The sequence below is a fragment of the Nonomuraea sp. NPDC049646 genome (assembly GCF_044465525.1).
GTDB lineage: Bacteria > Actinomycetota > Actinomycetes > Streptosporangiales > Streptosporangiaceae > Nonomuraea.
This window is the reverse complement of record NZ_JBITLU010000002.1, coordinates 598,064-614,826: the sequence shown is the minus strand read 5'-3', so window position 1 is coordinate 614,826 and position 16,763 is coordinate 598,064. Positions and strand designations below refer to the sequence as shown.

The 16,763-nt window shown below is 73.9% G+C and carries 14 protein-coding genes; 4 read left to right on the top strand and 10 right to left on the bottom strand.

Annotated elements, in window-relative coordinates:
- Positions 1 to 15: 15 nt before the first annotated feature.
- The 6 genes from ACIBQ8_RS07725 to def all read right to left on the bottom strand — a co-directional run bounded on the left by ACIBQ8_RS07725 (position 16) and on the right by def (position 6,618).
- Entirely contained in the window at positions 16 to 2,406 is a 2,391-nt protein-coding gene (locus tag ACIBQ8_RS07725) for a vWA domain-containing protein (protein WP_397191479.1), read from the bottom strand.
- Positions 2,407 to 3,110: 704 nt separating this feature from the next.
- Positions 3,111 to 3,461, bottom strand: coding sequence for an MmcQ/YjbR family DNA-binding protein (locus ACIBQ8_RS07720; RefSeq protein WP_364088265.1), 351 nt, complete (start codon positions 3,459 to 3,461; stop codon positions 3,111 to 3,113).
- Between the two features lie 9 nt (positions 3,462 to 3,470).
- A complete protein-coding gene (locus tag ACIBQ8_RS07715; protein ID WP_352325227.1) occupies positions 3,471 to 3,887 on the bottom strand; it encodes a CBS domain-containing protein in 417 nt (138 codons plus the stop codon).
- Between the two features lie 131 nt (positions 3,888 to 4,018).
- Complete coding sequence (locus tag ACIBQ8_RS07710) at positions 4,019 to 5,431, bottom strand: pyridoxal phosphate-dependent decarboxylase family protein (RefSeq protein ID WP_397191478.1); 1,413 nt, start codon at positions 5,429 to 5,431, stop codon at positions 4,019 to 4,021.
- Positions 5,424 to 6,071, bottom strand: a complete 648-nt coding sequence (locus ACIBQ8_RS07705) for a helix-turn-helix domain-containing protein (protein WP_397191477.1) — start codon at positions 6,069 to 6,071, stop codon at positions 5,424 to 5,426. The genes ACIBQ8_RS07710 and ACIBQ8_RS07705 overlap by 8 nt, the downstream gene beginning before the upstream one ends.
- A 7-nt stretch (positions 6,072 to 6,078) precedes the next feature.
- Positions 6,079 to 6,618, bottom strand: coding sequence for a peptide deformylase (gene def, locus ACIBQ8_RS07700; RefSeq protein WP_397173947.1), 540 nt, complete (start codon positions 6,616 to 6,618; stop codon positions 6,079 to 6,081).
- A gap of 151 nt (positions 6,619 to 6,769) precedes the next feature.
- Here def and ACIBQ8_RS07695 point away from each other — a divergent pair, with 151 nt between their 5' ends.
- On the top strand, positions 6,770 to 7,564 hold the full coding sequence (locus ACIBQ8_RS07695; protein WP_397173948.1) for a class I SAM-dependent methyltransferase: 795 nt from the start codon (positions 6,770 to 6,772) through the stop codon (positions 7,562 to 7,564).
- Positions 7,565 to 7,615: 51 nt separating this feature from the next.
- Here the strand turns inward: ACIBQ8_RS07695 and ACIBQ8_RS07690 are convergent, their stop codons facing one another.
- Positions 7,616 to 8,131, bottom strand: a complete 516-nt coding sequence (locus ACIBQ8_RS07690) for a hypothetical protein (RefSeq protein ID WP_364337432.1) — start codon at positions 8,129 to 8,131, stop codon at positions 7,616 to 7,618.
- A 121-nt stretch (positions 8,132 to 8,252) separates the two neighbouring features.
- Complete coding sequence (locus tag ACIBQ8_RS07685; protein WP_397173950.1) at positions 8,253 to 9,296, bottom strand: hypothetical protein; 1,044 nt, start codon at positions 9,294 to 9,296, stop codon at positions 8,253 to 8,255.
- A 241-nt stretch (positions 9,297 to 9,537) separates the two neighbouring features.
- On the opposite strand from ACIBQ8_RS07685, the gene ACIBQ8_RS07680 reads away from it, so the two are divergent.
- On the top strand, positions 9,538 to 10,473 hold the full coding sequence (locus ACIBQ8_RS07680) for a GNAT family N-acetyltransferase (protein WP_397191476.1): 936 nt from the start codon (positions 9,538 to 9,540) through the stop codon (positions 10,471 to 10,473).
- A 33-nt stretch (positions 10,474 to 10,506) separates the two neighbouring features.
- Here the strand turns inward: ACIBQ8_RS07680 and ACIBQ8_RS07675 are convergent, their stop codons facing one another.
- Both ACIBQ8_RS07675 and ACIBQ8_RS07670 read right to left on the bottom strand, forming a co-directional pair.
- Complete coding sequence (locus ACIBQ8_RS07675; protein WP_397191475.1) at positions 10,507 to 11,268, bottom strand: DNA polymerase beta superfamily protein; 762 nt, start codon at positions 11,266 to 11,268, stop codon at positions 10,507 to 10,509.
- Positions 11,265 to 11,903, bottom strand: a complete 639-nt coding sequence (locus ACIBQ8_RS07670; protein WP_397173956.1) for a DNA polymerase beta superfamily protein — start codon at positions 11,901 to 11,903, stop codon at positions 11,265 to 11,267. The genes ACIBQ8_RS07675 and ACIBQ8_RS07670 overlap by 4 nt, the downstream gene beginning before the upstream one ends.
- A 57-nt stretch (positions 11,904 to 11,960) precedes the next feature.
- Between ACIBQ8_RS07670 and ACIBQ8_RS07665 the strand changes: the two genes are divergently transcribed.
- Together ACIBQ8_RS07665 and ACIBQ8_RS07660 are read left to right on the top strand one after the other, a co-directional pair.
- Entirely contained in the window at positions 11,961 to 13,826 is a 1,866-nt protein-coding gene (locus ACIBQ8_RS07665; RefSeq protein WP_397191474.1) for a propionyl-CoA synthetase, read from the top strand.
- A gap of 76 nt (positions 13,827 to 13,902) precedes the next feature.
- A complete protein-coding gene (locus ACIBQ8_RS07660; protein WP_397191473.1) occupies positions 13,903 to 16,719 on the top strand; it encodes an NACHT domain-containing protein in 2,817 nt (938 codons plus the stop codon).
- Positions 16,720 to 16,763: the final 44 nt, after the last annotated feature.

The window sequence follows — 16,763 nt, the reverse complement described above, 5'->3', positions numbered from 1 at the left end:
TGTCTCCTCGCGGCCTCAGAGCCAGGGGCTGTCGTAGTCGGGGGCGGTCCGCTGCCAGGAGTCCTCCCGGTCCCGCGGCTCGCCGCCGGGTTCTGGGCCGGGGTCTGGGCCGGGGTCTGGGCCGGGTTCGGGGGTCGCCGTGGCCGGGTCCGGAGGGCGGCGGAGCCCGGTGCGCCGGGTCGTGCCGCGCCGCTTCGCCGCGTCCCGGAAGACCAGCCGGTGCCCGCTCGGCAGGGGCTCGCTCTCCACCCCCATCCCCAGCGGGTAGCGGTCGCCTTCGGGCGTCTCGACGGTGACGCCCGCGCCGGCCCGGCAGACCGTGAACGCCTGGTCGTCGTCGCCGGGCCTGGGCGGCACGAGACGCGCGGCGTAGGTGTCGCCGCGCAGCGCGAACCGGAAGCGGGGGGACCAGCTGCTGGGCGCCTTCAGCTCCGCGCCGGTGCGCTCGCCGTCGAGCGTCAGCGCGACGGACAGGCCGCGCACGTTCACCCTGCGCCGGCGGGCGGCGCGGACCATCAGCAGCGTCACGGCCGCCAGCAGCAGGACGAGCGCGGCCGCCGCGATGTACCTGCGGTAGGTCTCCCACCAGGTGGGCGGGCGTTCGACCGTGACGGTGAGCAGCCCAGAGGCGTACGCCACGGCCGGGTCGCCGTCGTCGGCGAGCCGCACCTCCAAGGACGCGCCGCCGAGCGCCGCGTCCTTGCCGAAGCCGATGGCGAAGGGGGTGGTGGAGTCGCCGGGCGGCAGCGTGACCGGCCCGTCGGGGGCGGGAGTCGCGCGCACCCCGGCGACGCTCCGGAGCGTCAGGCGGGCCCGTCTGGGCGAGGAGGCGCCGTTGTGCACGGTCACCCGGCCGCGCACGACCTCCCCCTGACGCACGGTGCCGTCGCCGTCGAACTCGATCTGGCCCTGGACGACGGTCTCCGCGGAGCCCACCGTGACGGTGGTCGGCACCCGTTCGGCCCTGATGCCGATGCCCGCGACGACCCCCGTCAGGGTGACGTCGCCCGGCCCCCGCGGCGCGGCGAAGACGCCCGCGTACCGGCCGTCGTGCTCCCTGTCGTCCGGGGCGCTGCCGTCGTCCCTGACCTGGACGGTCTGCGGCTGCGCGAGGCCGCCCCCGGTGGCGGTCACCGAGAACGTCAGGCCGCGCAGCGCCTCCTCGTCGGTGATCGCGCCCTTGCGGGTGACCAGGGAGAGCCGGATCCTGACCTCCTGCCCGGCGCGGGCCGAGGGCGGTTCCGGCACGATCGTGGCCTGCACCGCGCCCTGCCACAGCGCGGTCGCGCTCACCAGCCGCCGGCTGAGCCGCTGGGGCGCCTTGAGCCGGACCGTCCACGTGCCGTTGAGCGGGTTGACGATGCGCAGCGCCTCCGTCGCGGTGTTCGCGCCGCTGTGGGCGAAGGTGGAGTCGCCGTCCGTGCCGGTCGTCACCGTACGGCCGCGGGGGTCGACGAACTCGGCCAGCACCCGGGGGTCGCTCTTGCTGACCGTGATGGTGCCGTCGGTCGCGATCAGCGGGATCTCGACCTTCAGCTCGCGGACCTGGCCGTCCTCGACGGTGGTGGAGTCCGTCGGGGTCAGCCCCGAGCAGCTGGCCGCGGCGTACGCCTCGAACAGCGAGCGGGTGACGTCCCTGTCGTCGCGGACGATGCGGGCCCGCGGCCGGGACTCGGCGCGGGCGTCGCACCCGGCGCGCGAGCCGCCGGCGGCGAACCTGTCCAGGTTCTCCTGCGTGACCCCCGCGCCGAAGCCCAGCGGCCAGATCTGCACGCCCTCCCGCTGGGTCTGCCCGATCACGTCGCCGAGCTGCTGCGCGGCGCCCTCGTTGCGGCGCTGCCGCACCACCGGGTCGCTCTCGGAGCCGCTGCCGTAGGCGGGACTGCGCGGCACGTCCAGGTGGCCGTCGGTCAGCAGGAAGACCACCTTGAGCGCGTTGGCGGGCGACCCGTCGCGCAGCGTCGCCAGCGCCTGGGTGAGCGCCGCCACGTGGTCGGTGTCGTTCCCCTCCTCGTCGGTCCGCCGGTGCAGGCCCTTCACGCACTCCGCCAGGTACTGCAGGCTGACGCCGTCGCCCACGACGGTGGGCCGGCACACCTGGTCGACGGCGTTCTGACCGGGCCGGCCGTTGTTGCTGCCGAAGCCGATCACGGTGACCCTGCTCTGCGGGTTCAGCACGCTCTGGGCGATCGTGGAGGTGGCCTCGATCTCCCGGGACACGGCCCCGGCCGACAGGCTGCCCGACTCGTCGACCGCGACCACCATGTCCAGGGGCAGCGTCTCCGGGGCGGCGGCCGCCGCCGCGCGGGCGGGTAGGGCGTGCGGCGGTACCGGCAGCGCGAGCGCCAGCGCCCCCGCCATGACGACGAGAGCGCGCGTCGCCCGGCAGCGCAAGGCTGATGTCATATCCGAGTCCTTCGGTGAAAAGGCGTTGCCAGATGAGGGCATGAATGGGTCTCGCCCCGTTCGAGACGCGTATCCCTCTCATTTTTAGCGGCCATACTGACCGAATTAGACGACATTTAGGAGGGTTTGTTACTTCACTGTGATCCGAACTAAATTCCAGGGCAGGAGTAGCCTTTGGGGGATGCTGTCCGGATTGTCGGTAATGTGAATAGGCTTCGGGTGAGGGTCGCGCCTGGAATGCTGGCGCATGTCGTGACCTGCCAACCCGCAGCAATGCGGGTAAGCGGTGTATAGCCCGAATCGGGAGGATTCGGGGTGTTACGGGTGGTGCTGGTGTGACTGGTGCCAAGAATTGCCTGTTGAATCCGAATGGAAGAAGTCGGGTTCTGGCCCAGGGCTGCCGACTCAACGGAAATATGCAGAGAAGGGGGACTTATCTGACTTACAGGCTTCTGCCCTTTTTGTGGGATTCGTTCCCCAAAGGGGCTCATGCCACAGGGGTCCCATTCCGCGGGGGCCCATCGTCCCCCTGCCGAGGCACGGCTCGCCGGATCGGGCACGGCGGACAGGGCACGGTGGACAGGGCACGCCGAAAGAGGCGCGCACGGGCAGGATCGGCCGGTGGCGCGCCTCAGGGGTGGTTCACGGGCCGGTGTACGCGGCCTTCACCGGCCGGCGTGCACGGCCGGACCGGGCCGGACGGGTCAGGGGCCGGTCTGGAGTTGCTGTTCCAGGCGGACCTTCTTGGGGACGCACATGCGCCACGCCTCCAGCACCAGCTCCCGCATCTCCGCCGCGTCGAGGGCGTCCATGCGGGCGACCACCCAGTTGAAGCGCAGGTCGGACTCGCCCGGCATGAGGAACTTGCCGGGCTCGGCCGCCACCAGGGCCTCGCGTTCCTCCTTCGGGAACCCGAAGCCCATCAGCGTCTCGTCCCGCGAGAACGCCACGTAGACGATCTTTCCCACGCGGAACTTGACCCGGTCCCGGATCAGGTGCTCCGACGAGCGCGGAAGGGTGCGCGCGAAGCGCCGGACGTCCTCGACGGTGATCACACGGCCACGTTAGCGGTTGCCCTCCGCGGCCGAGATGTCGGCGAGGGCGGAGTCCGGGTCGCGCTCCACCGCCAGGTCGCCCAGGCTTACGATGCCGACGGGACGGCCGTCCTCGACGACCGGAAGGCGGCGCACGGCGTGCGAGCGCATGATCTGCACGGCCTGGTCGATGCTCGTGTCGGGCCCGACCGCCTCGACCGACGGGCTGCACGCCTCCCTGACCGGCGTCTCCGGCCCCCGCTCGTCGGCCACCACCCGGATCGTGATGTCCCGGTCCGTGACGATGCCCTTCATGCGCCCGTTCTCGTTGACGATCACCGCGCCCGCGTCGTTGTCGCGCATGAGCGCCGCGGCGGCCGACACCGGCTGGTCGCACTCGACCGTCGCCGGGTGGGAAGTCATCACGTCTGCCACGGTCTCTGCCATGGGATCCTCCTGCTTGCTCACGTCCCGGCCGCTTACTACCCGGGCCGGGGGACCGCTCACAGGGCTTTGTCGGATCCCGGCGTCCGGCCGTGCGTGTCCGGTACGTCCGTGGAGAAGCCCTTTACCGGGGCTCAGAGCGTCTTCGCCGCCAGGCGGATCTCCTCAAGCAGGATCGCCAGGTCGTCCTCGGTGGTGTCGGGATGCAGGAAGCAGGCCCGCAGCGCGTCCCGGCCGCCGAGGCGGGTGCCGGTGAGGAAGGCGTTGCCGCGCGCCTGGACGGCCCCCGGCAGGGCCCGGTTGAGCGCGTCGAGCCCGCCGGGCCCGGCCGTCGCGGGCGTGTGGCGGAAGGCCGTGATGGAGGTGGCGACCGGCGCGAGCAGCTCGAAGTCCGGGGCCTGCTCGACCATGGCGGCCAGCGTGCGCGCCAGGCCGCCGGTGTGCTCGACCAGGCGCGTGACGCCCTGCCTGCCCAGGTACGACAGCGTCGCCCAGGTCTTCAGCGCCCGGAACGGACGGGTCTGCTCGGGCCCGTACTCGGAGAACCAGCCCAGGTCGTCGGCGTTGTCGTCGATCAGGTACGACGGCACCAGGCTGAAGGCGGCCCGCGCGGCGGCCGGATCGCGCAGCAGCGCGCAGCCGCAGCCCACCGGGACGCCGAGCCACTTGTGCGGGTCGAGGGCCAGCGAGTCGGCCCGGTCCAGCCCCGCGTAGGCGGGCGCCGAGCGCGCGTCGAGCACGCCGAGCGCGCCGTAGGCGCCGTCCACGTGGAACCAGAGCCCGTGCTCGGCGGCCACGTCGGCGATGGCGTCGAGCGGATCGACGGCGCCGGAGTTGACGGTGCCCGCGCTGCCCGCCACGCAGAACGGCCGCAGGCCGGCCGCCAGGTCGTCGGCGATCATCGTGCGCAGCGCGCCGACGTCCATGCGGAAGGCGGCGTCCACCGGCACCTTCCGGACGTTCCGGGTGCCGAGGCCGAGCAACTGGGCCGCCTTGTGCAGGCAGCTGTGGCCCTCCTCGGTGACGTACATGATCATGGGCGGGCGGCCGTGCAGGCCCTCCTCGCGGGCGTCCCAGCCGTCGGCGAGCGCGGCGCGCTGCCGGGCCGTGGCCAGGCAGATGATCGTGGCCATCGACGCGCCGCTGGTCAGCAGGCCGCCGCCGGGCGGGTGGGGGAAGCCGACCAGCTCGGCCAGCCAGCGCACCGCCGTACGCTCCAGCAGCGGGCCCGCGTGGTCGCCGCCCGCGCAGCTCGGGTTGAGCGCGGCGGCCAGCGGCTCGATCATCACGCCCGCGGGGGAGGGCGGCGAGTTCACCCAGCCGAAGAAGCGCGGGTGCCCGTTGCCCATCGGGTACGGCAGCACATGGGCGCTCACGTCGTCGAGCAGCGCGTCGAGGGGACGCCCGGCCTCGGGCAGCGGCAGCTCGCCCAGCCAGGCGCGCTCGTCGGCGGGCACCGGCCGCCACACCGGCCCGGCCGGGACGCCCTCCAGATGGGCGGCCGCGATCTCGGCAGCCCTGACGCCGGCGCGGCGCAGCTCATCCATGCGGGGATTCCCTCCGGGTGTCGTGGTTCGGGGTGTCGTGGTGACCGGTCTCGTGGCGGCCGCCATTCAGCTCCATGGCCAGGTAGAAGACGCAGTCGTCGGCCCCGTCGTTGGCGAAGGCGTGGCGGTGGTCGCCGGGGTAGGCGGCCGAGTCGCCGGCCGCCAGCTCGTACGGCCGGTCGTCGATCGTCAGGCGCAGCGTGCCGCGCTCGACGGCCAGGTACTCGCGCGAGCCCCGGGCGTGCGGGGCGAACTCGCCCGCGTCCACGCCGGGGCCGATGGTGGTCCGCATGAACTCGAACTCCACGTCGGCCAGCACCGGCGACAGCACCCGGCGTTCCCAGCCCGACGGGTCGCGCAGCACCCGCTGCCGGTCGTGCCGCAGCACGCGCACGTCCTCGCGCGCCGGTTCGTCGAGCAGCCGGGAGATCGACGTGCCGAGGGCCGTGGCCAGGCGGTCGAGCACCAGCACGGTCGGCGACTTGGCGCCGCGCTCGACGTCGGAGACCATGCTCCGGCTGATGCCGCTCAGCTCGGCCAGGCGCTCGACGGACAACCCGCGCCCGTGCCGCTCGGCGCGGATGCGACCGCCCAGCGCGGCCAGGGACAGCCCGCTGGACAGTACGCCTTCACCTTGCATTCCTCCACTATAGCGGAGAAATGTCCTCTTTAGCGGCCATGGACTGCTCGTACGCTGCCAGCACCTGCTTGCGGCGTTTGGCCGGCAGGCGGTCGATGTACAGGTAGCCGTCGAGGTGGTCGGTCTCGTGCTGGAGGCAGCGGGCCAGCAGGCCGGTGCCCTCGACCGTGACCGGCCGCCCCTCGGCGTCGAAGCCGTGGACGGTGGCGTGGTCGGGGCGGGGGAGCGGGGCGAACTGGCCGGGCACCGACAGGCAGCCCTCGTCGTCGGGATCGAGGCGGCGCTCGCCGAGGCCGGGCAGCTCCAGGGCCGGGTTGACCACGACGCCCTTGTGGCCGACGCCCTCGGCGTCGGGGCAGTCGTAGACGAACACGCGCAGCGGCACGCCGATCTGGTTGGCGGCCAGGCCCACGCCCTCGGCCGCGTACATGCTCGCGAACATGTCGTCGACCAGCGCCGCCAGCTCGCCGTCGAACCGGGTGACCGGCTCGCACGGATGGTGCAGCACCGGATCGCCCACGTGCACGATCGGCCGGACCTCTCCCACGACCACGCCTTCCTTTTGCCGAAACATTGCCGCGACCAGTCTATGAGCGCCGCCGGACGCACGACGCAGTCTCACATAGAAAGACACATCCTCTCGATAGATGAGACTCGCGCTAGGGTCGGAGCACACATCGTCGTGAAGGAGTCTTTCGATGGACGCCGTCTACACCCATGGGCACCACGAATCCGTCCTGCGCTCGCACCGGTGGCGCACCGCGGAGAACTCGGCCGCGTACCTGCTGCCGCACCTGCGGCCCGCGATGAAGGTCCTCGACGTCGGCAGCGGGCCCGGCACGATCACCGCGGACCTGGCCGCGCTGGTGGCCCACGTGACGGCGTCGGAGGTGACCGAGGACGCCCTGGCGCTGGCCAGGGCCGAGATCGGCGCGCGCGGGCTGGGCAACGTGGACTTCGCCGTCGCCGACGCGCACGCGCTCGACTTCCCCGACGACACCTTCTGCCTGGTCCACGCCCACCAGGTGCTCCAGCACGTGGGCGACCCGGTACGGGCGCTGCGCGAGATGCGCCGGGTGACCAAGCCCGGCGGCTACGTCGCGGCCAGGGACAGCGACTACTCGGCCTTCGCCTGGTACCCGCGCCTGCCCGCGCTGGACGACTGGATGGCCCTCTACCAGCGCCTGGCCCGCGCGAACGGCGGCGAGCCGGACGCCGGGCGGCGCCTGCTGTCCTGGGCCCGCGCCGCCGGCTTCCAGGAGGTCACCGCCACCTCCTCCACCTGGTGCTTCGCCACCCCCGACGACCGCGCGTGGTGGGGCGGCATGTGGGCCGACCGCGTCCGGCGCTCGGCGCTGGCCGAGCAGGCGCTCGCCACCGGCGCGGCCACCGAGTCCGACCTGGAGCGCATGGCCGACGGCTGGCTGGAATGGGCCGCCGCCGACGACGGCTGGCTCTCCGTCCTGCACGGCGAGATCCTCTGCCGCCCCTGACCCGCCGGACGGCCGACCGATCGCCCCTGACCTGCCGGGCGGGGGTGTGGGTCAGAGGCCGAGGGTGCGGGTGCGCTGCCACTGGGGGTCGCGGTAGAGCACCTGGTCGGTGCCCAGCAGCTCGTCGGGGGCCGACAGCATGGCGATCTCGCCCGCCGCCTGGAGCTGGAGCAGCAGGTCGCGCACGCGCGGCCCCACCGGCAGCCGCCCGGCGGGCAGCCCGAACCCGGCCCGCACGGTGTCGGCGATCTCCGACAGGTGGAACGGCCCGTCGAGCCCCGCCACGATGCCGCGCACCACGGTCATCGTGATCAGCTCCTCGGCCTCGGTGTGGGCGAGCTGCCAGGTGATCTGCTCCTTGCGGCCCCCGGTCGCCGCGCAGACCGTGCACCCGCGCGTCAGGTCGGGGGCCAGCTGCTCCACCGCCGAGCCGAGACAGGCCGAGCACCGGCCGTTCTCGGCGGCGTGCAGCTCGGCCGCCATCCGCCCGGCCAGCACCGCGCCGCAGTCGCAGCCGAAGCCGTCGCCCAGGATGCCGCTCTGCGGGGAGATCGTATGCTTCGTCATCGGGCCGACTCTACCGGCCCCGGCCGCCGCGCCCGCGGGTCCGCGTCCCCAAGAGCCCTGCCCCGCAGCCCTGCCCCCGGTAGTCCTGGCCCGATGGCCCTGGCCGCGGAGCCGTGGACCGTCAGGTGCGGATGTCGGCGAGGCCGCGCAGGCGGCGCAGGGCCTTGCGGGCCGCGGCCGTGACGCGCTCGTCCGGGTGGTGGTCGATCACGACGCGCAGCACCCGTCCCGTCCACGGGTGGTCGCCGAAGGCGAGGATCGCGATCGTGCCCGCCTGCTCCTCCGCGTCCATCCCCATGGCGATCGAGTCGATCACCTCGCCCGCCTCGCCGCCGCCGAACTCCAGCAGCGCCGCCGCCATGTCCACCAGCACCCAGGCGATCTCGTCGGGGGTGGGCCGCCGTTCCTCGTGGCCCGTCCTGGCCGCGACCACCGCGCCCAGCCGGGGCTCCGTCAGCAGCCCGCGCAGCGCCCGGCGGCCCTCCTCGCCGAGGCTCGACTCCAGCAGCTCCACGCCGACCGCCCGGCTCAGCGGGCTCACCCCGGCCAGCGCCCCGGCGATCTCGGCGGCGGCGTGCTCGCGGTCGCGTCCGGCCAGCCAGCCCGCCAGCTCCTCGCTCCGCTCGGCCTCGGGGTAGGAGCGCAGGCCGTGCAGCAGCGTGGCGGCGTCGGCGCCGGCCAGCGTCCCCATGACGGGGATCTCCTGCCCGGCGGTCTCGGCGATGATCAGCCGCGCCACCCACAGCCCGAGCCAGCTCAGCGTGTACGGCTCCGCCTGCCGCACCAGCCCCAGGTCGGTCAGCGCCTGAGGCACCCGCCCGGCGACCGGCTCCCTGGACAGGAACATGCGGATGAGCTCCAGCAGCAGCCGCTCGTCGGCGGCCAGCCGCGCCCGGCACACCCGCGCCCACGCCTCCAGCACCCGCGCGTCACCGGCCCGCTCGCGCTCGTCGCCCTGCTCGTCACCCTGCTCAGCCTGCGGAGCGTCGGGCAGGGCGGCCTGTGGGGTGTCAGGCAGGGCGGCCTGCGGAGCGTCGGGCGGGTCGAGCAAGGCGCCCAGCTCGCCCGCGAGCGGCGCGGCGCGGACCGCGGAGGCCAGGGTGGCGGCGTCGGGGAGCCGGATCGGCGGTTGCAGCGGCAGCGCGTCGTCGTCGTAGGACCTCACGGAGCCCATCCTGTCCTCATCGTCGGCCGCATCGGAATCGTCCCGCCGGCTCGCGAAAGGCCGGAAACCGGACGCGGTCCAGCGTACTCACGTCGTCCCGCGGCCACGAGGGGAAGATCACGTCCGGGAAAACGGCGGGCGGACGGCGGGGGCTTGGGCTAGAGTGCTGCGAAATGTCGGGAGAAGGGAGGCACTGAGATGTTTAGCGGTGTAAGTGTGATTTTCATTTCTCGGAGGAACTGTGCTTTTCCGTCCCGCGGCCGAGGCTGACCTCGACCGCCTGCTCGGCTGCGTCGTCGACGAATCCATCAGCTGGGCCCATCCCGACCGGCTGCTCTCCTTCCTGGAGAGCCGCAACTACCGCTACGACCGCATCTGGCTCGCCGAGGAGAACGGCGAGATCCTGGCCCGCGCCGTCTGGTGGGGCTTCGCCGGGGAGGAGCGGCCGCTCGCCCTCGACTGCGTCTACGTCCACCCCTCCGTCGAGGACCGTGTGGGCCTGGCCGCCGACCTGCTGCGTCACGCGCACGCCGCGTTCGGCCGCACGCCGGAGTACCACGTGTTCGTCCCCAACGGCTGGCGTGAGGACCCGAAGGCGTCGGCGGCCATCGCCTGGCGCTGGGAGGCCGCCGGCCGCGCCGGGCTGACCGAGGAACTGGAACGCCTGCGCTACGCCTGGACGCCCGGCGCGCCGGTGCCCGAGCCGTCCGACCGGCTGGTCTTCCGCGGCGATGACGACGACGAGGCGTTCGTGGACGCCTTCCGCCAGGTCGCCGAGGGCACCCTCGACTTCCACACCCGCCAGGCCCTGATGACCATGGACCCGGTGGAACAGGCCCGCGAGGACGTCCGCGACAACCGCTCGATGCGGGGCGAGCGGTCCTGGTGGCGGCTGGCCTACGACAAGAGCGGCGACCTGGTGGGCGTCGCGCTGCCCTCCGCCAACGACGCCGGGCCCGTGGTCGGCTACCTCGGCGTGGTGCCCGCGCACCGGGGCCGCGGCTACGTCGACGAGCTGCTCGGCGAGATCACCCGCTTCCACGCCGAGCGCGGCGTGCCGGGCATCATGGCCGACACCGACGCGGGCAACGTCCCGATGGCGCGGGCGTTCGAACGCGCCGGGTACGAGAACGTCTCGGTCCGGCTCGTCCTGTCGGCCGCCCCCGGCGCCGCCTGACCTGCCGTCCCGTCCCTGACCGGCCGCACCCCGTCAGGGACGGGACGCCAGGCGCGCCCGCACGGCCAGGTCGTGCAGCGCGTCGCCCGCGGTGGCCCGCTCGGGCAGCGCCGAGCCCTCGCGCGCCGCCTCCAGCGCGGCCGTCATCCGCGCCACGTCCTCGGCCACCCCCGCCACCTGCGGCGCCGCGCCGTGCTCTGCCTCCCGCTTGGCCGCCACCAGCTCCGGCAGGTACGGCGGCCCGTACGCCAGCAGCCGCGTCAGGTCGGCCTCCAGCTCCCCGGTGCGCATGAGGTGGGTGCCTGTCGCCAGCACGCGGAAGGTGTACAGCAGCGGCTTCAGCTCGCCCGTGCGCCCGAACAACCGCCACTGCGTACGCGCGAACCCCAGGTAGTGGTGGGCGTGGTGCCGCGTCACGCACCCGGACGCCAGCGCCACCAGCTCCTCGTGCACCGGCGAGGAGGTCACCACCAGCGGCGACAGGAGCTGTTCGAGCACGTAACCGTTGCGGCCGAGCAGCAGCCGGCAGAACTTGACCAGGTCGTGCGTGACCAGGTCCACTTCGACGCCCTCGCGCGTCCACGTCCGGTCCAGCGTCTGCGGCCCGATGCGCAGCCCGGCCACCTCCTCGACCGGCAGCACGTGCACGCCGCGCAGGTCCACGTCGGAGTCCACGGACGGGAAGCCGTACAGATGGGCGCCGCTCACCGCGGCGAACGCCACCGGGTACGGCTGCTCGCCGGGGATCTCCGGGAGCCAGGACGGCAGCGACGGCTGCGACGGCAGCGCGTTCACAGGTGCTCCTCACGCATGCTCACCAGGAAGTCCTCCACGCGCTCGCGGTCCGGCCGCTCCGGCAGGACGCAGGGCGCGGCGGCCAGCTCCGCCGCCAGCGCGGCCCGCCAGGCGTCCACCTCGGCCCACGGGACCTCGCCGCGCCGGACGGCCAGCAGCCGGTCGCGGTGCGCCCCGACCTCGACCAGCGGCTCGCCGTGCCGCATCAGGTGCAGGCCGCTGAGCAGCAGCCGCAGCATGTGCATGGCCTGCTTCCACTTGGGCGCCGCCGGGTCGAGCCGCCGGAACTGGTCGACGGCGTACCCGGCGAACGTCTGCCGCGCCCGCCGCGACACGAACGCCCCGCGCAGCTCGCGCAGCCGCCGCCCGGCCGGGGTCTCCACCTCCACGATCGGCGACCACAGGCACTCCAGCACCGTCGGGTTGGCCTCCAGCGCCAGCACGCAGAAGCGCTCCACCTCCCACGAGAACTGCTCGGGCAGCGGCCCGTCGCGGTGCGTGGGCGGTTTGGACAGCCGCCAGAAGTCCGCGGTGGGGGCCACGAACACGCCGCGCCGGTCGGTGTCGGACGCCGCGGTCTCCAGCCCGTACGCCCGCGACCCCGTCACGACGGACAGGATGAGATCGTCATTCATCCGGACACCCTCCCACGGGGCTTGCGTTCGGGGGCCGGCGGCTGGTCTGATCGAAAAGTGGGCGGCTATGACGAGGCTTACCGGCGGAGCATCCAGCGCCCGGAGGAGTTCTGGGCGCAGGCGGCGCGCGACATCGACTGGGACGTCGCGCCCGCCGTCGTCAGCGACGGGAGCCGGTGGTTCCCCGACGGACGGCTCAACACCTGCCACAACGCGCTCGACCGGCACGTCGCGGCCGGCCGCGGCGAGCAGGCGGCGCTGATCCACGACAGCCCGGTCACCGGCGCCGTCCGCACGATCACCTACGCCGAGCTGCTCGACGAGGTGGCGCGGACGGCGGGCATGCTCAAGGCGCTCGGCGTGACGGCCGGCGACACCGTGGTGATCTACATGCCGATGGTGCCCGAGGCGGTCGTCGCGATGCTGGCCTGCGCGCGGCTCGGCGCGGTGCACTCGGTGGTGTTCGGCGGCTTCGCCGCCAGGGAGCTGGCCCTGCGCATCGAGCACGCCGAGCCCAAGGTGGTGCTGTCGGCCTCCTGCGGCATCGAGCCGGGCCGGGTCGTGGCCTACAAGCCGCTGCTCGACGCCGCCCTCGACCAGGCCGCCCACCGGCCCGCCCACTGCGTGATCCTGCAGCGCCCGCAGGGCCCGGCCGAGCTGGCGCCGGGCCGCGACCTCGACTGGCACGAGTCCGTGCGCGCCGCCGAGCCCGCCGGGTGCGTCAGCGTGGCCGCCACCGACCCGCTCTACGTGCTCTACACCTCCGGCACCACCGGCCTGCCCAAGGGCGTGCTGCGCGACAACGGCGGCCACGCGGTCGCGCTGCGCTGGAGCATGACCAACGTCTACGGCGCCGCCCCCGGCGAGGTCTTCTGGGCCGCCTCCGACGTCGGCTGGGTCGTCGGCCACTCCTACATCGTCTACGCGCCGCTGCTGACCGGCTGCACGACCGTCCTGTACGAGGGCAAACCCGTCGGCACCCCCGACCCCGGCGCGTTCTGGCGGGTGACCGCCCAGCACGGCGTGCGCACGCTGTTCACCGCGCCCACCGCGATCAGGGCCATCAAGAAGGAAGATCCCGCCGGCAATTTCGCGAAAAAGTACGATCTGTCCGGGCTGCGGCACCTCTTCCTCGCCGGTGAGCGCCTCGACCCCGACACCTACCACTGGGCGAGCGACCTGCTCGGCGTCCCCGTCATCGACCACTGGTGGCAGACCGAGACCGGCTGGCCCGTCGCGGCCAACTGCGTCGGCATCGAGACCCTGCCGATCAAGCCGGGCTCGCCGACGAAACCCGTCCCCGGCTACGACGTGCGCGTCCTCGACGCCGAGGGCCGCGAGTGCCCGCCCGGCGTGGAGGGCGCGGTCACCGTCCGGCTGCCGCTGCCGCCCGGCTGCCTGCCCACCCTCTACCGCGACGAGGAGCGCTTCCAGGCCTCCTACCTGTCCCGCTACCCCGGCCACTACCTGACCGGCGACGGCGGCCACATCGACGCCGACGGCTACCTCTACGTCATGGGCCGCATCGACGACGTGATCAACGTGGCCGGTCACCGCCTGTCCACGGGCGCGATGGAGGAGGTGATCGCCGCCCATCCCGACGTCGCCGAGTGCGCGGTGATCGGCGTGGCCGACGCGCTGAAGGGGCAGCTCCCGGTCGGGTTCGTGGTGCTCAAGTCCGGCTCCGGCCGCGACCCGGCCGACGTCGAGCGCGAGCTGACCGCCCTGGTGCGCGAGCACGTCGGGCCGGTCGCCGCCTTCCGCCGGGCCGTGGTGGTCGCCCGGCTGCCCAAGACGCGCTCGGGCAAGATCCTGCGCGCCACCATGCGCGACATCGCCGACGGGCGGCCGTACGCCACGCCGTCCACCATCGAGGACCCCGGCGTGCTGCCGGAGATCGCCGACGCGGTGAAAGGGCCATAGCGGAGAGGGCGTCCGGGCAGCGCCGGGGGCGCCTCCCGGCGCATGATGGGACCTCCCGGTCCCGGAGAGAAGGCTGATGATCGAGACCCCGAGTTACGCCGACGCCCTGAGGGTGCTCGGCTGCAAGGAGGGCAGGCTCGTCAAGGTGGTCGGCTTCGCCGCGGCCGCCGCCCGCACCGGGTGGGCGCTGGCCGGGGGCGGGCTGCTCACCATGGGCCTGGCCGACCTGCGGTCCGACGTCGTGCGCTACGGCGAGGAGGTCATCCGCAGGATGCCCGAGCTGAAGGGCGGCGTGGACCGTTACACCCGCACCCAGCGCCTGGCCGCCGCGCACGCGGTGATCGTCGTCTCGGCCTGGTTCGAGGCGCTGGGGGAGGCCAAGCTGCCCTTCACCCTGGAGCAGCTCGACCGGGCCGACAAGATCTCCCACGGCGTGCCCACCCCCGAGCGCTTCGCCCGCCTGGTGGCCGGGCTCCTCATGGAACGCCTGCCCACCCCCGAGCCGCACGTGCCCTTCGCCGAGACCCGCCAGGCCGTCGAACGCGCCCACCTGCGCATGTCGGAGGCCATGGCCGGGTTCGTCGGCGGCCTCAGCGTGTGGGACGAGCTGCCCGTCGACGACCAGCTCCTGTTACCCCGCATGCTGGCCGAGGGCCCGCCCGCGCACGCCCTGCGCATCTACGACGAGGACTTCCGCTCGCTGTCCCTGGACAGCCACGAGTTCGGCGTGCGCAGCCTGGTCACCGACCGCCAGCCGCCGGGCACCGGCCTGTCGCGGGTGGCCTGGCTGCTGGCCGAGCTGGCGCCGCCGCGGGTCGGCGACCGTCCCATGATCCACCGGGCCAGGATGGCCGCGAACGCGCTCGACCGTCCCCTGCTGGCAGCCGGCAAGCTGCCCGAGGACGTCTCGCTCCCGCTGCTCGGCGAGGGCTACCTCAGCCCGCGCTGCCGGGTCGCCGAGCTGACCCGCGAGTCCGACCCCTCCTCCGTCGGCTGGTGGCGCGACCAGCGCCTGCTGCCCGACGCCGAGGCGTTCCTCGTCGGCCACCTCACCTCGCTGCGCGCCACCCAGGCGCCCCTGCTGGTGCTCGGCGAGCCCGGCTCCGGCAAGTCCAAGCTGACCGAGGTGCTCGGCGCCCGCCTGGCCAGGTCGGAGTTCCTGCCGATCAGGGTGGAGCTGCCGCGCGTCTCGCCGCGCGCGCCGGTCGCCGAGCAGATCGAGCAGGCCGTCGCCGCCGTGCTGGAGGAGGAGGTCGCCTACGCCGACCTGGTCGCCGCGGGCGACGGCGCGCTGCCGGTGATCCTGCTCGACGGCTTCGACGAGCTGCTGCAGGGCGGCGTCAACCGCTACGACTACCTCGGGCACCTGCAGGAGTTCCAGCGCCGCGAGGCCGCGCTGGGGCGGCCGGTCGTGGTGATCGTGACCAGCCGGACCGTGGTGGCCGACCGCATCAGGTTCCCCGACGGGCTGCTGGCGCTGCAGCTCCAGCCGTTCGAGGACGACCAGGTGCGCCAGTGGCTCGACATCTGGGACCAGGCCAACCGCGCCCTGCTGGCCCGGCGCGACCTGAAGCCCCTGCCCGCGGCGACCGCGCTGGCCCAGGGCGAGATGGCCCGGCAGCCGCTGCTCCTGCTGCTGCTCGCGCTCTACGACGCCGGCGGCAACGCCCTGCAGCGCGAGCACCGCCCGATCGGCCGCGCCCGCCTGTACGAGGTGCTGCTGCGCGACTTCACCGAACGCGAGACCGCCACCCCGCAGCGGGTGGCCATCGACAGCGAGCTCGTCCTGCTCGGCACGGTCGCCCTGTCGATGCTCGCCCGCGGCCGGCAGGTCATCACCGAGGAGGACCTCGCCCGCGACCTGCCCGCCCTGTGCGAAGGCGGCCAGGACGAGCCCGACGAGCCGCGCCCGCCCGTCGACTGGGCCCGCCGGGCCACCGAGCGCTTCTTCTTCATCCGCCGGGACGGCCACTCCTTCCTCCACTCCACCTTCGGCGAGTTCCTGACCGCCTGGCTGACCGTGTACGCCCTGCGCGACCTCGACCGGCGCCGCCGCCTGGCCGGGGACGAGCCGCTGGCCCTGGCCCAGAGCGTGGACGACGACCTGCTCTACGCGGTCACGTCGTTCTCCTGCCTGGCCGAGCGCGGCCCGACGGTCGGGTTCATCCTGGAGCTGCTGGACGAGGTGCCGGCGGCCGTCCGCGCCCGGTGCGTGACCCACCTGGCCGGGCTGCTGCGCCGGTCCCTGTACGAGCGCCGCCGCCGCTGCTTCACCGGCTTCGAGCCGGTACGCCATCCCGTCACCCGCCGCCTGGCCGCCTACTCGGCCAACCTGGCGCTGCTCATCGTGGCCGCCTCGCCGGAGCCCGTGCCCGTCTCGCACCTCCTGGGCGGGCCCGACCCGCTGGGCCGCTGGGCGTCCTTCAGCCACCTGTGGAAGGGCCAGCTCGGGCACGAGGGCTGGACGGGCCTGGTCCACGCCCTGTCGGCGCACCGCGTCGCCGGGCGCGGCCAGGAGGAGGTGATCCTCGGCGGCGCCGAGGGCACCGCCATGGGCGACGCGATCGTGGCCGCGGCCACCGGTCACGCGCCCCGCCACCGCAGGCTGCTCGACCTGCTGATGCTGGCCGTGGGGGAGGGGCGCGCGCTGCGCTTCCACGACCGGGTGGCCGTCCTGCGGGAGCTGGTGGAGACGGCGGCCGTGCGGTCCCCGGCGGTGCACCGGGCGCTGGGCGCGCTGTGGCGCGCGGACGGCGCCGACCACGCCGAGCTGCGCCCGCTGCTCGGCCTGGTGCTGGCCGACCCGACCGAGCGGGTGGCGACCTGGGAGCAACTGGTCAAGGCGGGCGTGCCGGAGGAGGAACTCTGGCAGATCCGCCAGGGCGGCGACTGACCCACCGGCGGCACGCCGGATGTCAGGGTCCGCCGGGGCCCGCG

Excerpts from the sequence above, each read along its gene's own strand:
- ACIBQ8_RS07725 (WP_397191479.1), bottom strand. The coding sequence starts at position 2,406 with ATGACATCAGCCTTGCGCTGCCGGGCGACGCGCGCTCTCGTCGTCATG.
- ACIBQ8_RS07715 (WP_352325227.1), bottom strand. The coding sequence starts at position 3,887 with ATGGCAGAGACCGTGGCAGACGTGATGACTTCCCACCCGGCGACGGTC.
- ACIBQ8_RS07710 (WP_397191478.1), bottom strand. The coding sequence starts at position 5,431 with ATGGATGAGCTGCGCCGCGCCGGCGTCAGGGCTGCCGAGATCGCGGCC.
- ACIBQ8_RS07705 (WP_397191477.1), bottom strand. The coding sequence starts at position 6,071 with ATGCAAGGTGAAGGCGTACTGTCCAGCGGGCTGTCCCTGGCCGCGCTG.
- ACIBQ8_RS07695 (WP_397173948.1), top strand. The coding sequence starts at position 6,770 with ATGGACGCCGTCTACACCCATGGGCACCACGAATCCGTCCTGCGCTCG.
- ACIBQ8_RS07690 (WP_364337432.1), bottom strand. The coding sequence starts at position 8,131 with ATGACGAAGCATACGATCTCCCCGCAGAGCGGCATCCTGGGCGACGGC.
- ACIBQ8_RS07670 (WP_397173956.1), bottom strand. The coding sequence starts at position 11,903 with ATGAATGACGATCTCATCCTGTCCGTCGTGACGGGGTCGCGGGCGTAC.
- ACIBQ8_RS07660 (WP_397191473.1), top strand. The coding sequence starts at position 13,903 with ATGATCGAGACCCCGAGTTACGCCGACGCCCTGAGGGTGCTCGGCTGC.